This window comes from Exiguobacterium sp. s102, from assembly GCF_018618635.1.
Lineage (GTDB): Bacteria > Bacillota > Bacilli > Exiguobacteriales > Exiguobacteriaceae > Exiguobacterium_A > Exiguobacterium_A oxidotolerans.
On record NZ_JACSML010000001.1, the window covers coordinates 45,735 to 62,502 of the forward strand.

General features: G+C 50.0%; 15 protein-coding genes. 12 read left to right on the forward strand and 3 right to left on the reverse strand.

Going from position 1 to position 16,768, the window contains the following annotated elements:
- Positions 1-63 precede the first annotated feature (63 nt).
- Genes KNQ02_RS00215 through pelG form a run of 5 tightly spaced genes read left to right on the forward strand, consistent with a single transcriptional unit; the run spans position 64 to position 6,886 of the window.
- The gene (locus KNQ02_RS00215) at positions 64-1,290 is read left to right on the forward strand and encodes a hypothetical protein (protein ID WP_214807112.1); all 1,227 of its coding nucleotides are present in this window, start codon (positions 64-66) and stop codon (positions 1,288-1,290) included.
- Complete coding sequence (locus tag KNQ02_RS00220) at positions 1,287-2,195, forward strand: hypothetical protein (RefSeq protein WP_214807114.1); 909 nt, start codon at positions 1,287-1,289, stop codon at positions 2,193-2,195. The genes KNQ02_RS00215 and KNQ02_RS00220 overlap by 4 nt, the downstream gene beginning before the upstream one ends.
- Positions 2,192-4,030 carry a DUF2194 domain-containing protein gene (locus KNQ02_RS00225; RefSeq protein ID WP_214807116.1) on the forward strand — a complete coding sequence of 613 codons (1,839 nt, stop codon included), beginning with the start codon at positions 2,192-2,194 and terminating at the stop codon, positions 4,028-4,030. The genes KNQ02_RS00220 and KNQ02_RS00225 overlap by 4 nt, the downstream gene beginning before the upstream one ends.
- The gene (gene pelF / locus KNQ02_RS00230; RefSeq protein WP_214807118.1) at positions 4,027-5,445 is read left to right on the forward strand and encodes a GT4 family glycosyltransferase PelF; all 1,419 of its coding nucleotides are present in this window, start codon (positions 4,027-4,029) and stop codon (positions 5,443-5,445) included. Before KNQ02_RS00225 ends, pelF begins: the two co-directional genes overlap by 4 nt.
- Complete coding sequence (pelG, locus tag KNQ02_RS00235; protein WP_214802582.1) at positions 5,426-6,886, forward strand: exopolysaccharide Pel transporter PelG; 1,461 nt, start codon at positions 5,426-5,428, stop codon at positions 6,884-6,886. Before pelF ends, pelG begins: the two co-directional genes overlap by 20 nt.
- A 64-nt stretch (positions 6,887-6,950) precedes the next feature.
- On the opposite strand, the gene galE is transcribed toward pelG, so the two are convergent.
- Entirely contained in the window at positions 6,951-7,973 is a 1,023-nt protein-coding gene (gene galE, locus KNQ02_RS00240) for a UDP-glucose 4-epimerase GalE (protein ID WP_214807120.1), read from the reverse strand.
- 146 nt (positions 7,974-8,119) lie between these two features.
- Here galE and KNQ02_RS00245 point away from each other — a divergent pair, with 146 nt between their 5' ends.
- Together KNQ02_RS00245 and KNQ02_RS00250 are read left to right on the forward strand one after the other, a co-directional pair.
- On the forward strand, positions 8,120-8,806 hold the full coding sequence (locus KNQ02_RS00245; RefSeq protein WP_251135010.1) for an EcsC family protein: 687 nt from the start codon (positions 8,120-8,122) through the stop codon (positions 8,804-8,806).
- 92 nt (positions 8,807-8,898) lie between these two features.
- Positions 8,899-9,726 (forward strand): tyrosine-type recombinase/integrase, encoded by an 828-nt coding sequence (locus tag KNQ02_RS00250; RefSeq protein ID WP_214807122.1) that lies wholly within the window; start codon positions 8,899-8,901, stop codon positions 9,724-9,726.
- Here the strand turns inward: KNQ02_RS00250 and KNQ02_RS00255 are convergent.
- Both KNQ02_RS00255 and KNQ02_RS00260 read right to left on the reverse strand, forming a co-directional pair.
- Positions 9,686-10,537, reverse strand: a complete 852-nt coding sequence (locus KNQ02_RS00255) for a tyrosine-type recombinase/integrase (RefSeq protein ID WP_214767004.1) — start codon at positions 10,535-10,537, stop codon at positions 9,686-9,688. The two genes, KNQ02_RS00250 and KNQ02_RS00255, sit on opposite strands and share 41 nt — an antisense overlap.
- Complete coding sequence (locus KNQ02_RS00260; RefSeq protein ID WP_029331656.1) at positions 10,534-10,968, reverse strand: sigma factor; 435 nt, start codon at positions 10,966-10,968, stop codon at positions 10,534-10,536. The genes KNQ02_RS00255 and KNQ02_RS00260 overlap by 4 nt, the downstream gene beginning before the upstream one ends.
- A 528-nt stretch (positions 10,969-11,496) precedes the next feature.
- Between KNQ02_RS00260 and KNQ02_RS00265 the strand changes: the two genes are divergently transcribed.
- From KNQ02_RS00265 to KNQ02_RS00285, 5 genes are all read left to right on the forward strand, one after another.
- A complete protein-coding gene (locus KNQ02_RS00265) occupies positions 11,497-11,823 on the forward strand; it encodes a mediterrocin family bacteriocin (RefSeq protein WP_088837910.1) in 327 nt (108 codons plus the stop codon).
- Positions 11,824-11,845: 22 nt separating this feature from the next.
- Entirely contained in the window at positions 11,846-13,804 is a 1,959-nt protein-coding gene (locus KNQ02_RS00270) for a hypothetical protein (RefSeq protein WP_214802600.1), read from the forward strand.
- Complete coding sequence (locus KNQ02_RS00275) at positions 13,801-14,412, forward strand: ABC transporter ATP-binding protein (protein WP_214807124.1); 612 nt, start codon at positions 13,801-13,803, stop codon at positions 14,410-14,412. Before KNQ02_RS00270 ends, KNQ02_RS00275 begins: the two co-directional genes overlap by 4 nt.
- Entirely contained in the window at positions 14,409-14,852 is a 444-nt protein-coding gene (locus KNQ02_RS00280) for a hypothetical protein (RefSeq protein WP_088837907.1), read from the forward strand. The genes KNQ02_RS00275 and KNQ02_RS00280 overlap by 4 nt, the downstream gene beginning before the upstream one ends.
- Before the next feature lie 211 nt (positions 14,853-15,063).
- A complete protein-coding gene (locus tag KNQ02_RS00285; RefSeq protein WP_214807126.1) occupies positions 15,064-16,593 on the forward strand; it encodes an FAD-dependent oxidoreductase in 1,530 nt (509 codons plus the stop codon).
- Positions 16,594-16,768: the final 175 nt, after the last annotated feature.

Here is a 16,768-nt window from a genome sequence, read left to right on the forward strand (position 1 = left end):
TGTTTGACTAAATCTTACCACTGCTAACAAAAATGTAAATAACTATTTTAAGGAGAGTGTGCCATGATTTACACACAGCATAGAAATACAGTCAAATGGATAGAAATGCTAGCTAGTATTTTACTTATCGGTTTCTTTGACTATATGTTTAGCCTTTCGGTCTCGAATTGGGCAATTGATCCGTTAATCTTTTATATTTTATTGTTCGCCCTCCGCTATGGTCTGCTCGGAGCGTTCGTCAGTTTCACGATGACGATGCTGTACCACCTGTTTTTCCTGTCGGTCGAAGGATCAGACATTCTTCTATTTTTATACGACCGGACGGAACTGAGCTGGATCATCTTCCACTTCCTCGTCGCGATGGTCTGCGGGATTTTCAGCACCTCGTTCCAGGAACGTTATTTATCGTTACGGCTCCGCCACGAAGAAGTCGTCGAAGAAAACAACCACTTGCTCGAGACGGTCGAAAAGCTCCGGCTGTCGCAGTCGACAATGCAAAAGAAGGTCCTCGACTCGGATCATACATTAACGAAAATCTACCAAGTCGGACTCGAGCTCGACCAAACGGCGGCCGACATCGTCCGCGATCGCCTCGTCGATGTCTTGAAACGTTCGTTCAAGGCAGAGAATCTTGCCATCTATCACGTCGATGGGTCAAAACGGACGTTACGACTCCACGTCCGGTTCGGTGAGAAAGAGGTCTTACCGCAAACACTGTTCATTGATCCGTCGACCGGCATCTACCAACGGATGTTCAAGACGAATGCGATCTCAATCCGGACGATGGACGAGACGGACGTCCCGTTACTGATCGCACCGATCTGCTACGACGGGAAGATTCAGGAGGTCGTCGTCATTCAGGCGATCGACTTCAACCGCCTGACGAGTTACGAGATGAACATCATGCAGTTGATTCTCGACTGGACCGGGACACGAATCGAAAAAGCGTTGACGATGGAATGGAATGCGTCGCGTGAAGATTTGATTGAAGGAACACGGATTTATCAAATCGAGCCATTCAATAAGAAGGTTGCACTCCAACAACACCGGGCCGAACAGTACGATCAGCCGTACAGTACGGTCGTCTTGCCGGTCGAACAGGTCCGGCTGTCGTTGATTGAAATGGAATTAATCTTACGCCAGTCGATGCGGGAAATCGACATCATCGGCTATGACGAGACGAATCAAATGCTCCACTTCCTCTTACCGGGAACACCGCAAGAGAACGCTGAAGGATTCAAGCAACGGATTAAAGAGTTGTTCGCACGAAAAGGAGGGAATCTTGGATGATGTTCTTCGTCCTGTTATTTTTTCTGATTCATGCCGTCATCGTCTTTCTCGTCGCGAAACTGATCACGGCACGGATGGATCCGGCACAGCGCGGTCTCGTCAAATGGATCGCCCTGATCTGTTATTTCGTCCCGCTGCTCGGTGAACTGTTCGGTCTCGTCAGTTGGCTGATCGCAAGACAATACGCGTCAGACAAGACGTTGCTCGACTACGATGACTACATCGAGTTCGACGTCGTCAACCTGGAAGGACTGCAACAACAGGCGGCCGACAACATCGACTTGGTGCCGATGGGCGAAGCGATGGCGATGGACGCGAAGGAACGGAAACAATCGATCGTCCGCTTGACGACGACATCGATTGCCGACTCCGGGAAGTATCTCCAGTTCGGGCTCGACCATGCCGACTCGGAGACGGTCCACTACGCCGCGACGGTCCGCAATACGTTATATGACCGGTACGAAGCGACGATTAAAAGTCGCGAGGAACAACTTAATCCGGGGCATGTCACGACGTATTACCACTTGATTGACGCCTTCGAAGCCTTCATCGAAAGTGGACTGCTCGACGACAGCATGCAAAAACGGATCTTTGATCGGTTCGGATCGTATTTACAAGACATGCGGATTCAGTATCCGACGGACGCGACGTGCTTGAAGGCGTGCGGCAAGCTCGCACTCGCAAAAGGCGACGTCGCGGACGGACTCGGCTACTATGAACGCTTGATCATGCACTACCCGGAGCAAGCGGACGGCTACCTGCTGGCAATCGAATATCACTTCACGAGAGGGGACTGGACGAAGTTGGCCCCGCTCGTGACACAACTAAAAACACACGTCGCACCGGACGACATTCCGGACGACAAACGCTACATTTTGGACCGGCTGGAAGGAGTGGAACTATGAAAAAATCGATCACGACCTACGTCGTCGCCGTCTTCGCGATTCTGCTCGTCACGATCGGCGTCGTCCAGTTGTTACGTCTTGATTATGGACATCGCCTGATTCCGACCGAGGAGACGCAACAAAAGACGTTTCAGACGATGTCGGGCAAGGAGGGACAGATGGACGGAGAACCGTTACAAGTCTATATCCATCAGGATAAAGGCGAGCTCTCAAAAAGTGTCTTGACGAACTTTAAATATGCACTGAAGTACGCGAAAGTCCCGTATACGAATATCTCAATCAAAGAAATCGAGCAATTGGAGCCGTCCGAGCGGACAGTGCTTGTCCTGTCCGGCGAGCATTCGCGCGACTGGCCGTATGAGACGATTCGTCAATTCGTTGAAGACGGCGGACGACTCTATATCGCGGGACGTTTCATCAATCAAGACTGGGCGGAGCTCGTCGGGGTGAAACAGTTCGGTGATTTCAAAGACGGCATCAACGGGTTGACCTTCAAGGAAGAAATCTTCCCTGGTTTCGTCGATTTGCCTGACTCGTCAAACTTGTTCGCCCACAGTATTGCCGACGTCGAGCTGCTACCGCAAGCGGACGTCAAAATCACGGCGTCCGGTGAACCGATTCTTTGGACATCACCGTACGGCAAGGGAACAGTCCTGTTCTGGAACACGACATCGCTCGCTGAGAAAAACTCACGCGGTTTAATGCTCCAGACGTTATCGTTATTGTTCCCGTCATTCGTCAGTCAACAGGCGGCGATCAAAGTGACGCATCTTGATGACTTCCCGTCACCGGTCCCCGGGAATACGAACGCCGCAATCGAGAAGACTTATAACCGGACGATCAAGGAGTTCTTTAAAGAAATCTGGTGGCGTGACATGAAACGAATCGCCGACGAACAAGATGTTACCTATACCGGGTTCATCATCGGCAGCTATAAGAATACGACGGAAGAGACGACGGAAGACTTGTCGGAGAAAATCCGCACCCCGATGCTCAACTATGGGCGGGGTCTGCTGAAGATGGGTGGCGAAATCGGACTGCACGGCTTTAATCACCAGCCACTCGTCGTCGCCGGTGAGACGCTTGACCCGAACCTCGGTTATATCCCGTGGAACAACCGTGATCAAATGGAGGAAGCATTAAAGAAAGTCATCGGGACGCACGACTATTACTTCCCGAACGAGTCGATTCAAAGTTATGTCCCGCCGTCGAACATCATCAATGAGACCGGTTTGACAGCACTCAACAATGTCTTTAAAGACAAGTTGATCGTCGCCTCACTCTACTCGGGTGATCCCTCGATGGGTAGCTATATCCAGGAGTTCGGACCGGATCCTGTCCATCAAAATCTGTATAACTTCCCGCGTATTTCGAGCGGCTACAACGAAACGGCAAACGATACGTTCGTCATGGCGGACGCCATCGCGAACTTCGGAATGTTTACCCACTTCATCCACCCGGATGACGTGCTAGACGAAGACCGGTCGAAAGGGAAGGGCTGGGCAGAGATGGAGAAGACGATGGAAGAGATGTTCCGCGACGTCAAGACGATGTATCCGTACCTCGAGAGCTTGACCCAGTACGAAGCGTATGAAAAATACGTCCAGTACCAACAGTCGGACATCAACGTCACCTATACGGACAAGACGATTGAAATCAACGGGACGAATATGTTGAATCCATCGGTCATGCTCGTCCGTGTCGCTCCGGGTCAACATCTCAAGACAGGGACGTTCGATTTCGGAACGGTCCGCGCGCTTGCAGGCGAGACGTTGTATCAAGTCACGTTGACGAAAGCAACGGTCACGCTACCGATCGAGGAGGGGACAGAATGAAGATTGGTTTAGTCGTCGAAGGCAGCTATCCCTACGTCAGCGGTGGTGTCGCGAGCTGGGTCCACATGGTAATCCAGCAGATGCCGATGCATCAGTTTGAAATCATCGCCATCACACCGACGCAACTGACGGAAGCGGATTATAAATACAACTTACCGGACAATGTGGCGGGTGTGACGAACTTATCACTCGATCTCAAATACGACCGTCCGAAACCGAAGCACGTCCTGTCGGCAGAACAAGGGCGGTTGATTCAACAATGGATGACGTTCCAACATGTCGAAGCCCCGGTCTTCCCGATCTTCGAACAAGCGGTCGGGACGTCGGAGCACTTCTTCGCGAGCCGGCTCTTCTTCGAGCTCGTCAAGACGAGTTATGAGACGGAAAAACAATCCGGCTCATTCATCGATTACCTCTGGATGTGGCGGAGCATGTATACGCCGGTCCTCGAGTTACTGCAGGCGGAGTTACCGCAAGTCGACTTGATTCACTCGGCGTCGACCGGATATGCCGGACTCGTCGCGAGTGCGATCAAACAACGCCAAGGCGTGCCGTACATCTTGACGGAGCACGGCATCTACTCGCGGGAGCGGGAAGAGGAACTGTTACAAGCGACGTGGATTCCGGTCGAATATCGGGCGCACTGGATTCGCTTCTTCCACCATTTGTCGGCGGAAGCTTATCAGGAAGCCGATGACGTCATCACGCTGTTCGACCGCAACGGTGAACTGCAACAAGAACTCGGGGCACCAGCGGCGAAGCTGCGGATCATCCCGAACGGTATCGATGCCGTCCGTCTGTCGAGTTTACCGGTCGTCGAGAAGGGACCAATCCTGAAGATTGGTGCCATCGTCCGCGTCGTCCCGATCAAGGACATCAAGACGATGATTCATGCGGCGAAGGTCCTGCAAGAGATGGACGTCGCGTTCGAGCTGACGATCATGGGACCGCTCGACGAGGACGAGGAATATGCGACCGAGTGCCAACAGTTGATCGAACAGTTCGAACTTGATCCGTATGTGACGCTCGCCGGCAAGGTCGACATCGCCGCCTACTTGCCGACGTTTGACGTCTGCTTGTTGACGAGCATCTCGGAAGGACAACCGCTCGCCGTCCTCGAAGGCATGGCAGCCGGTGTTCCGTGGATCGTGACCGATGTCGGGGCTTGCTCCGAATTGATTAACGGACGTGAAGACGACCCTTACGGACCAGCCGGATTCGTCGTCCCGCCGGTCAATCCCGGACGGATTGCCGAGCGCTGTGCCTGGTTCGCTACGCATCGCGCGGATGCGAAAAAACTCGGGGAGAACGGCAAGAAGCGGGCCTTGAAATACTATCAGACACATCAGTTCATCGCCGAGTACGTGGCACTTTATGAAGAGAGGGGGCTGGCATATGGCGGGCATCGGGTTTAAGCTCCAAAAGCTGTTCCAGGAAGATTATTTTTCAGCACGTCTGAAGGCGTATGCCTTCGCAGGGCTCGTCACGTCCGGTCCCTGGTTGATTGTCATCGTCACGATTGCCTTGACGCAGTGGTTGACGACGTACTTATCGATTGCTTCGTTCGAGGAACGGACGACGTTCAACTTGACGATTTCCTACTGCTTCATCTTTTCGCAAGTCATCCTCGGGATTCAGCAGCTCGTCGTCACGCGGTATCTCGCCGATTGTTTTTATGAGAAGCGCTACAAGGAAATCTTCCCGACGTTCATCGGGATGACGAAGATGACGATCGCGATCGCCGCCGTCTTCTACGTGATTTTCCTGACGTTCTCCGAGTTGCCGTTCCTGTCGAACCTGTTGATTTTGATTCTCTTTTTGACGATCAACCTGATTTGGGTGCAGTTCTTATTCCTGAGTGCGGCGAAGTTTTATCAAGCCGTCGCCTACAGCTTCTTAGGGGGAGCGGCAGTGTCGATCATCTCTGTCCTCTTGATCGACCGCTTCTTAATGCCGTACTTGACGGCACCGTTCGCGACGAGCATGGCGTTGACGGCAGGCTTTACGCTCGGGATGCTCGTGACGTTGTTCGGTCTGTTTACGGCGATGTTGTTGACGTTCCCGAACCGCGAGACGAAAGATCCGTTTAGTTACCTCAGTTACTTCGACCGGCATCCGGCGTTGTTTTGGACGAGCTTCCTCTACAACATCGGCGTCTGGGTCAGCAACTGGGTGATTTGGTTCTCAGAAGGCGGAGCCGTCCATCTCGGGACGTTCCGGTATCACCCCGTCTACGATACGGCAATCTTCCTCTCGTACTTGACGGTCATCCCGACGATGACGATCTTCGTCATCTCCGTCGAGACCCGTTTTTACGAGCGCTACCGTGTCTTTTACGGTTACGTCAATGAAGGCGGGACGCTCCAGCAAATCAATAAGGCGAAGGGGGCGATGTTGCTGATTTTACGGCAAGAGCTCCAGCGACTCGTCCGCAATCAGGGACTGTTCACGCTGTTCGTCCTGATTTTTGCCTCGACCTTGCTCAGTAGTCTCGCCTTGTCGAAGGAGACGATCAGCATCTTCCAGATGACGACGATCGGTGCTTTCTCGAACGCGATGGTCCTCGTCCTGACGCTGCTGTTGCTCTATTTTGAAGATCAGCGTGGGGCCTGTATCACGTCACTGCTGTTCTTCGCCGTCAACGGCGTCTTCGCGGTTGCGTTAGCACCGTTCGGATATGACGGATTCGGTCTGAGCTTCGCGTTAGGGTCGACGGTGACGTTCGCCTACGCCTTGATTCGCTTGATTCAGTACGTCAATGAGATCGATTACCATACGTTTTGCCGCTATGAGCCGCGCGAGCGCTCAACCCGCTTCACCCGCGTCGGGGAACGGTTGAACCGACGCTCGGCCTAATATAAAAAGCCTGAACCGAAGTAGCATCTCGCTACTCGGGTTCAGGCTTTTTTGTAGATGGTCATCAGCGGCGGTTCATTTCACGCGGATAGCCTTCCGGATTTTGTGACTGCCAGCGCCAAGCATCTTGGCACATGTCATATAACGTTTTTTCAGCTTTCCAGCCGAGGAGGCGTTCGGCTTTTGACGCATCCGCATAACAGGCGGCGACGTCACCCGGACGACGGTCGACGAACTTGCGTTTGACGTCGATGCCGGTCGCTGACTCGAACGTCGTCACTAAATCGAGGACGCTTGAGCCGGTCCCTGTTCCTAAGTTGAACGCTTCGATGCCTGGGTGCTTATATTCGAGTGCTTTGAGGTGCCCTTTTGCGAGATCGACGACGTGGATGTAATCCCGAATCCCTGTCCCGTCCGGCGTATCGTAATCCTGTCCGTAGACACTGAGTTCATCCAAACGTCCGGCTGCGACTTGCGTGACGTACGGCATCAAGTTGTTCGGGATGCCGTTCGGGTCTTCCCCGATCAATCCACTGATATCGGCACCGATTGGATTGAAGTACCGTAACAGGGAAATCTTCCAGTCCGTGTCGGACGCCGCGACGTCTTCGAGCATCTGTTCAATCATCAATTTCGTCGCGCCGTACGGATTCGTCGTCGAGCGTGGCGCCGACTCGTCAATCGGTGTCGTTTCCGGCACACCGTAGACGGTCGCGGATGAACTGAAGACGAGTTTTTTGACGTTGTGTCGCGCCATGACCTCAAACAAGACGAGTGAACTGACGAGATTATTCTTATAGTACGACAGCGGTAAGGCGACAGACTCACCGACGGCTTTCAAACCGGCGAAGTGGATGACGGCTTCGATATCATGCTGCGTAAAGATTTGTTCGAGCGCATTCATGTCCATCACGTCGTTTTCATAAAACGTGACCGATTTTCCCGCGAGCTGCTCGATCCGGTCGAGAGCGATTTTTTGACTGTTGCTCAAATTGTCGATGACGACGACTTCATATCCTGCTTGGAGCAGTTCAAGACACGTGTGGCTACCGATATAACCGGCGCCTCCTGTTACTAAGATTTCCATAAAGATTCTCCTTTTTGTTACAATTATTGGATAAGCATAGCATGAAATGATTGTCTGTTCCATGCTTGAATAAGCGAACGATCTATGAAGAATACTACTTCGATTATTTCCGTTAAAAACTGTTAGAAAAGAAGGGGCGATGAAGATTGGAGAAACCGAATTTTGATTTGATTAAAGTAAGCGAGTTACTCGACTGGGGGTATGAGAAAGCAACAAAGGGTGGTATGGGGATTGAATCTGCATACACACTTGCTGAAGAATACCGTGAAAAATATGGGGTTGAAAGAGGCATCGACAAACTGATTACTGTCCAAATCACAAAATGTGGCACTAGCGGTTTTTTAAGTGGACTAGGTGGGATTATGACATTACCGATTGCAGTTCCGGCTAATGTCTTTTCAGTTATATTCATCCAACTCCGCATGATTGCAGCAATTGCCCATCTTCGAGGCTATGACTTAAAAAGTGATGAGGTTCGGACATTCGTTTACACTTCATTGACTGGACAAGCGGCGGCCGATATTTTAAAAAGTGCTGGCATTAAAGTCGGTAACAAAGTGTCAGTCAACTTAATTAAAAAAATTCCTGGTGAGGTCATTAAACGAATCAATGCTGCTGTCGGTATGCGTCTTGTTACAAAATTTGGTGAAACGGGGGTTGTTAATCTGGGTAAGATGGTCCCATTAGTCGGTGGAATTATCGGAGGAGTATTTGATGTTGGATCAACTAAAACGATCGCAAAGGTAGCGAAAGTGATGTTCGTACAGGTCGAAGGAACAGTTGAAGTAGAAGATTACGAGGACTACGAAGAAATACTCGAGAACGAATCTTGATTGTTACGCTGAATTGGAAATCAAGCTGTTTGGTGCTTGAAAGCTCCTAAATAGGGAATTCTTCTACTACTACAATTAGAGGAGGACCAACCATGACCCACTTCGACTATCTCGAGCAGTATCTCCAGACGCACGCGACGTATTCGGCGTTGACGATCAAAGCCTACCGCAGTGATTTACGGCAGCTGAAGAAAGCGTGTGTCGAGTGGTCGGTCAAGTCCCTCCAAACGTATTTTAATCATGTCATCGGACAGTATAAACCGGCGACGGCATTGCGGCGATATCATGCGTTGATGGCACTCGGAAATGAACTTGTCCGAGTGAAACGACTTAAGGTCAATCCAATGAAACAAGTTCGACCGATCGTCCATCAGCACGTTCGGCAACGGGACGGTTATCCGTTGCTCGAAGCAATCGATGTCATCCGGCAAATCAAGCATCCGACGTACCGTCTCTTTTTTGAACTCATCAGCCAAACGGGCCTCCGCTTCATGGAGGCCCGTTTGTTGTCGATCGAGGACATTCAGTTTACAACGGCGACGTTACTCGTCCGGCATGGAAAAGGACGACGCTTGCGGACCGTACCGCTCGGGAACCATTTGGTCACGAAGCTAAAAGCGTTCATTGGAGATCGCGTGACAGGGTACGTTTTTCGCTCCGGCCGCGGCAAGGCGATCCATGAACAAGGGGCACGGGATGCATTACGCAACCAATCGCTCGCCCGGTCGGGTCATGTACTCCGTCCGCATGATTTACGTGTCGGCTACGCGACCTACCTGTACCAGACGGCGGGCTGTAAGTTACTCGAGATTCAACGCCTGCTCGGACATGCCCGGTCGGAGACGACGGAAGGCTATATCTTGAGCCGGGAGACAAAACTCAGACAAGTCGTCGATGCCTTGTCGGCGTCAGACGGTTGATCGACGAACGGGCGACTTCAGCCGACGGCAAGATGTACTGTTGCGTCGTCTTCGCGTCACTGTGACCAAGCAATCGCATGACCGTCAGCAAGTCGGTCTGGTGTTCCCGATAAAGGGTCGTCGCGAACGTCACCCGGAGGTCGTGCGGACGTAACGTCCGGCCGAGCAACAACTCACTTGCTTGGCGCAATTGTTTCCGTGTCGTGTCAGGACGTAACCGTCGCCCATGATCGGTCAGGAACACGTACTCGCCGTCCGGTCGTTCCGTCTCAATGTACCGCAACAGGACGTCTGTCAATTCGTCGTTCAACGGGACGAAACGGGATTTGTCGCCTTTACCGTGGCGGACGAACAGGTGGCGCTCCGTAAAATCAAGATCGGCACACGTCAATTGGTGGGCTTCACTGAACCGGAGTCCGGTATGGAGCAGTAAAAAGTAAAACGCATACGTCGCTTCATCGGTCAGCGTGTCGATGACACGATGGGCATCCGGATAGCTGAAGGCTGTTCGCAGTTTCGGATTCGGACGAGCCGGTTTCTTAATCTGCTTGAGAGGGTTTTTCGCAAGTGACCGCTCCGCGACGAGGGCATCGAACAAGGTCGCTAAGGCATGGATCCGACGGGCGACGGTCGTCGGGGCATAGGTCGTGTGAAGCAGTGTGACGTATCTTCGGAGTGACGGAATATCGAGGGCCGTCGCATGACGACAGAGGTGGCGGACGTCCGAGCGATAGGCTTTTTTGGTCAGACGGCTGTAGGTGGGGGAATCCTCAATCAAGGCGAGTAAGCGGTCGAGGTAGAACGTCATCATAGGAGGATACCTTCGACTTTCCGCTTCAAGTCTGACTTGAGGGAGCGCAGACGGGCGTCGGAGTAGCCGAGTGTTCCTTCCGTTCCAGCGATCATTGCCTGAAGGAAGGTGAATTCTTTCGGGGAGAGGGCGTGTTCGAGTTCGTTCAGCAAGTAAGGGAAGGAAACAGTTTGTTGACGAGGCAATTCCGGCAGGGTTTCGACGGCGACTTCGGTCGTCAGTGTGCGAGTCCGTTTGGCGAGATAGTCGAGCATCGCGCCGCGCGCCCGAATGCGGACGAACGTGATTGATAATTCCTTGCCGGATTCGATGGATGTCCAGAGGCGGAGCAACGCTGCTTGTCGGCATTCATCGTGTTCGTTCGGGTGGATCGAGAGGCGGTGCAGGAGTGAATTGATCAGAGGGAGCCAGTGGTGTAAGGCTTCATTCATGGGAAGGATCCAATCTTTCGGATATGCATATCGAAGGGTATTCCGCGGTAGTTTTAGTATAAGTAGAGTTATCCTCTCTTTTCAAACCATCTTTTTTGAATCATGCCAACGGTTTTCTGAGCTTTCAAACGCCGTTCGTCTCGTTTTCCAACTAAATATCGACGATTGACCGAGGCAAACCCTTGCCTTGTCGCGCGTCGCTTCAGGATAACTCTACTTATCCTCGGGGGTGTTCGAAAGAAAATTACTTTTTTGTTTTAGGAATAGGTCATTCGTAGGGGAAATTGTTATAAATATTTATCTCTTTCTACCTGATTTGAAATCGAAAATAAATTCTATAATAAAAAAAGTAATCAAACTGCATGATTTTTTAAAAGTTAATTAATCTTTTTCAATAAAAACCGACTTAGTAATTAAGCGAATATTCAGATAAATAAAATTGGTAAAATATTACGTTATTATAAGGTTGTTAACAACACACCGGTGATCGGCCGATGACCTACTCTAATTAAAAGGTGGTCATTCAACATGTTCAAGTTTAAAACAATCGCAGCAGGAGTCCTTGCGCTAGGTCTTCTTGCCTCTAACTCAACAGCATTCGCTTATTCAAGTTCTGGTCAAACGTTTACAAAGTCATGGGAAAAAAGTTCAACAGGTACAAACTGGGTCATTAATTACGGTTTCAATGACTTGTTCATCAATGAAGATTACACACATACAAAACACATGACACGTTCACACATAGCACAAGTTGTGAATGGTAATGGTTCACATGCAGATAGTGATAAGGCTGGAAACTGGGCTGGCATTGAAGTAACACATAAGGGAAGTACGATTTACTATTACATCAAGTGAGTGAAAAAGTGGGGGAATGAACGTGAAGCAATTAAAAGTGTTGATGGTGACGTTGATTCTCGCGTTGAGTCTGTTCATCATTGGTGAAAGTCGAATGCTGAAACTGGAAGGATTTTCTGATCCGTTCGATACGACGACACTATACCCGAATTCGAAAAAATCGGAGAAACAGATGATTGCTGATATCTATGCCGCTGCCGAGCGAAATCAGATGGATGTCTTTACGTATGAAGAGACGCCGAATGGCAGTTTCTCAAGTACAAAGACAATTTATGGAACGGAAGGTGTGGAGAAACACCTTGCGAACCAACAGATTCGAAGCGAAACATACGACAGTGTTTTCCTTGGTGACATCACCTTCACGTTCAAACCTTTATACGAGCATCCTCGTCTTGCCTATACACCTAACTTTTACGGGATCGGATCTTCCGATGCCGTAAAAGCATTTAAGATGGACTTGATTGATACATATGCGGGAAATCACCCGCAACTTGGTTACAACGAACATACTGAGCGAAATCGCGTCCTTGGCATCTGGTCGCTCGTCATCATTATCACCGTCCTAATGACATTTTATGAACTATCTATGAATCGTAAAGAACTGTTGGTTCGCTTATCGATGGGAGAACGGCTGTCGCTGATGATTGGCAAGTCCATCGCCTTTGATTCCGTGATTGTGCTTGGTATTTTCGCTTTCAGCTTCGGTCTGTTGCGTCAAGTCACGCCACTTGACCCTTATTGGCAGTTCCTGTTGCTGTTAGTGTTTATCTTGCTCGTCTGCAATGGACTCGTTTATCTGTTGATCGGTCGCTTGCAGATCAAAGAAGCGTTTGCCAACAGTTATCGTTCACGGACGCTCCTGTCGATGACCTATGGGTTAAAGTTCATCACGGCGTTGCTGACAATCTTAATGTTATCGAGTACTATCACAGTTATTACGGAAGCTGTGGCGCTTTATCAGCAACGGGACTTTTTTGAAACGAAACAGACCTATGACTATACCTATATCGGTCACAAGATCACTTCTCCGAATTATTCGGACGAAACGAGTCCTGCACTGTCGGAACAGATTCAGACTGAGCTGTATCGACGCTATCAAACCGATTTCTCGGGAACACTCGTGACACCACTTGCGAACTTTTCGACACGTGATCAGACGGCCTTGATCTTGAACCGGCAAGCATTCGAAGAGATTAAAGAGCGACTTCCGGAAGTAACCGATGTCTTCACGAATAAGTTGACGATTATTGCACCGGAGCAAGCGACACCACCAAGTAAAGAAGAGCTCGATAATACCCTGCAATCACTTGGATTAGGCCCGTTCATCGAACAACAGTATGAGACAATCCGCTATACGACACCGCTCGAACTGACGGCGATTGATCAAAACCTCGTGAGTGGCAGCCTACTCGTCGACGAACCGACGCTGATTGTCTTGAATGATGATGCGAAGACACGGATGAAACTGAAGCAGTTGTCCTCTGTTTTGTTGAGTGACATCATGTACGACGTCAATCCACCGACGTTTGATCGTTTCGTTGAGGAACAGGCGATGACGGATGAATTGTTCATCCGGACGAATGTCTGGGATAAGTACATCGGTGCCTGGGAAACGGCCAAACGGTTAATGAACATGAATCTGATTTTTGCTGCACTGATCATCAGTCTGGAACTGTTGATTATCGTAACTGTCTTGAAACTCGAGTACCAAGTCAACGCGCTCGAGTTATCCGTCAAAAAAGTCATCGGTTACAGCATCTGGCAAAAAAATCGACGGTTGGTCCTCTATACACTTGGTATTACGTCGTTCAGCACTTTAATCGTGACGCTTGCGGCCTACTTCTTTGCAATCGGCCATCCCTTGTGGTTGCTGAGCGGAGGCGGTCTGTTGGCCTTACTTGAAGGAATAGTTTTGGTCGGGCTGATCCGTAAGATTGAACGAGCTAACATCCAGCGGATCCTAAAGGGGGGAAATGTATGATTCAGATTCAAGGCGTATCAAAAACATTTGAAGGTAAAAGCTTGTTTGAAAATCTGTCGTTACAGATTGAGGCAGGGGATTTCGTCATATTTTCCGGATCGAGCGGATGCGGGAAAACGACGTTGTTAAACATGGTGGGCGCTTTGGAACCGCTTGATGCGGGGAAAATTCTTGTTGATGGACAGGACATCACAAAAAAACGGAATCAACTGGACTACTTCCGAACGAAGATTGGATTCTTGTTTCAAAACTTTGCTTTGGTCGACCAGAAGACAGTTCGACAAAATCTGGACATCGTCCAAAAGAGTTACCGCTCTGGGCGAACGATTGAAGAGGTCTTGTCAGCCGTCGGTCTTGAGGAAAAGATCGATAAAAAAGTCTATATGCTGTCTGGAGGCGAGCAACAACGGGTCGCACTGGCTCGACTGATGCTAAAGAAATGTGACATCATTCTTGCTGATGAACCAACCGGCTCACTCGATCAAGCGAATGCAGAACGGGTCATGACGATTTTGCAGGAGTTGAATGCAAGCGGCAAGACCGTCATTCTCGTCACGCACGATGAAGCAATCAAAAAACAGGGGAACAGGTTGGTGGAACTCGGATGAATCCAAAGAAAAAAGGTTTGCGCATTGCGTTTGGTTTAGTGGCCGGATTCCTATTGCTGAATCTTGTCTGGTACGGGGTGACGACGATTCAGTACAAACCGTTTTTAGCAGCAGTTCCGGAGCACGTTACAGGTGTTCATGCTATGACGAAGAATGGTCTATCGTATAATGTCAAAACACCTGATTATTTATCGTATGTCGGAAACTTAGCGGTTTCGGACGATAAAGCAGGTATTTGGCTTATCATTTGGCCGACCTTGTTCGGAGATGACGAATACGGTGTACGAATTCAAGACAAGCAAACCGGTTATGAACTGATGGTTAACGATCAATTGAAACTGCTCGAACCGGACGCGGAACTACAAGCCATCTTGGATCGAAATAAACCAGAAATCACGCGTCTTGTGGAACACGCGAAGACCGTATTTCCACTTGATTGATTAGTGAACTGTTTCCTGATGAGGGGAGCAGTTTTTTTGTATGAAATCGGCGAGAGAAAACGAATAATCGTATATAACGCGAAAGAAGATAGCGCTGTACTAGATAGTTTATTTTCTTTAAAAATATAGAATATGAATGATTTTGTGATGTGAGGGTAAAAGTAAATGTTAGTTATATGAAAAGAAACCAACACTTACGGAGGCGGAAAAAATGAAGCGACTTGACGGATTTCCAACATCATACTGGCGCACTTCGATTGAACATACGATTTATCCGAAATTAGAAACAGACAGTACGACGGACATCGTCATCATCGGTGCCGGCATTGCAGGACTCGTCGCAGCGGTCCAGTTGATTGATTCCGGATATGCCGTGACACTGCTTGAAGCGGATCAAGTCGCGAGCGGGACGACCGGGTATACGACGGCAAAAGTCTCATCGCAACACGGTTTGATTTATGATCAATTGATTCAGACAATCGGCCAAGAGAAAGCACGCCTCTATTTTCAGGCGAATGAAGAGGCGATTGAGTTTTTACGTGAGCAGGTCGAACGACTCGGCATCGACTGCGAGCTTGAGACGCAGGATGCGTACCTGTACGTCGCGTCCTCAAAAGAAAAGGCCAGTCAACTCGAAAAAGAAATCGAAGCCTATGCCCGACTCGGAATGGACGGGGGAGAGGCGACGGCGGAAGTGCAAGCGAAGTTGCCCTATCCGGTTGAAAAAGCAGTCGTCTTACGTCATCAAGCCCAGTTCCATCCCGTCAAGTACTTACAAGGACTCGCCCGGTACTTCACCGCAAAGGGCGGTAAGTTATACGAACAGACACGAGCCGTATCGGTCGAGACAAAACGGACGCCGACCGTCGTCGTTGAGAACGGACGTAACATCGAAGCGAAAAAGATTATCGTCGCCTCGCATTTCCCGTTCAATGATTTAAAAGGGCTCTATTTTTCAAAACTCGAAGTCCACCGATCGTATATCGTCTCTGGCTTCGTTGATGCAACGTTTCCGGACGGTATGTTCATGAGTGCCGATCAACCGAGTCGCTCACTCCGGCATGCAAAGACGGCAGATGGACGAACACTCGGTTTCTTCGGTGGGGAAAACCATTTGTCGGGACACGAGACACATACGAAAGCCAATTATCAAACGTTGGCGCAGTTCGCGGAAGCCGAGTTCGGGGTCGAAGCAATCGAACAGTTTTGGTCGGCACAAGATTTGATTTCGCTCGATAAAGTCCCGTATGTCGGTCAAATGACGAGTGACGACTCGAACCTGTTCGTCGCGACAGGATTCGCCAAGTGGGGGATGACGAACGGGATCGCGGCAGGTCGTCTCTTAGCCGATCTATTGACCGGGAAATCAAACCGCTACCTGTCCTTGTTCGATCCGAACCGGTCGAAGTTGAGCAAGCAGGATGCGAAACAGTTCGTCAAAAACAATGCCGATGTCGCGCTCGAACTCGTCAAAGGGAAAGTCGCACGTGGCGAGAAAGAGGCGGAGGCGTTAGCACGCGACGAAGGTGGGCTCGTCCGCCACGACGGGAAGACGGTCGGTGGGTACCGGGACGAGACGGGTGAACTGCATCTCGTCAAGACGACCTGTACGCATCTCGGTTGCGACGTCAAATGGAACGACGGGGAACGGTCATGGGATTGTCCGTGTCATGGCTCCCGGTTCGATTACGAAGGAAATGTGCTCGAAGGGCCAGCCGTTAAGCCGCTGAAAAGAATGTAACGACAGCCAAAAGGCTCACGATGCGTCGTGGGCTTTTTGCTCGTATCTTCATCAATTTAAGAATTCCTGCTTTATTTTTTATAACATGTGCTATAATTACCTGGTATAAAAAATATTTAAGCGTATAACTATATCGGTCGGGTCGAGTATCATGTGGATGTTACGAATTCACCGT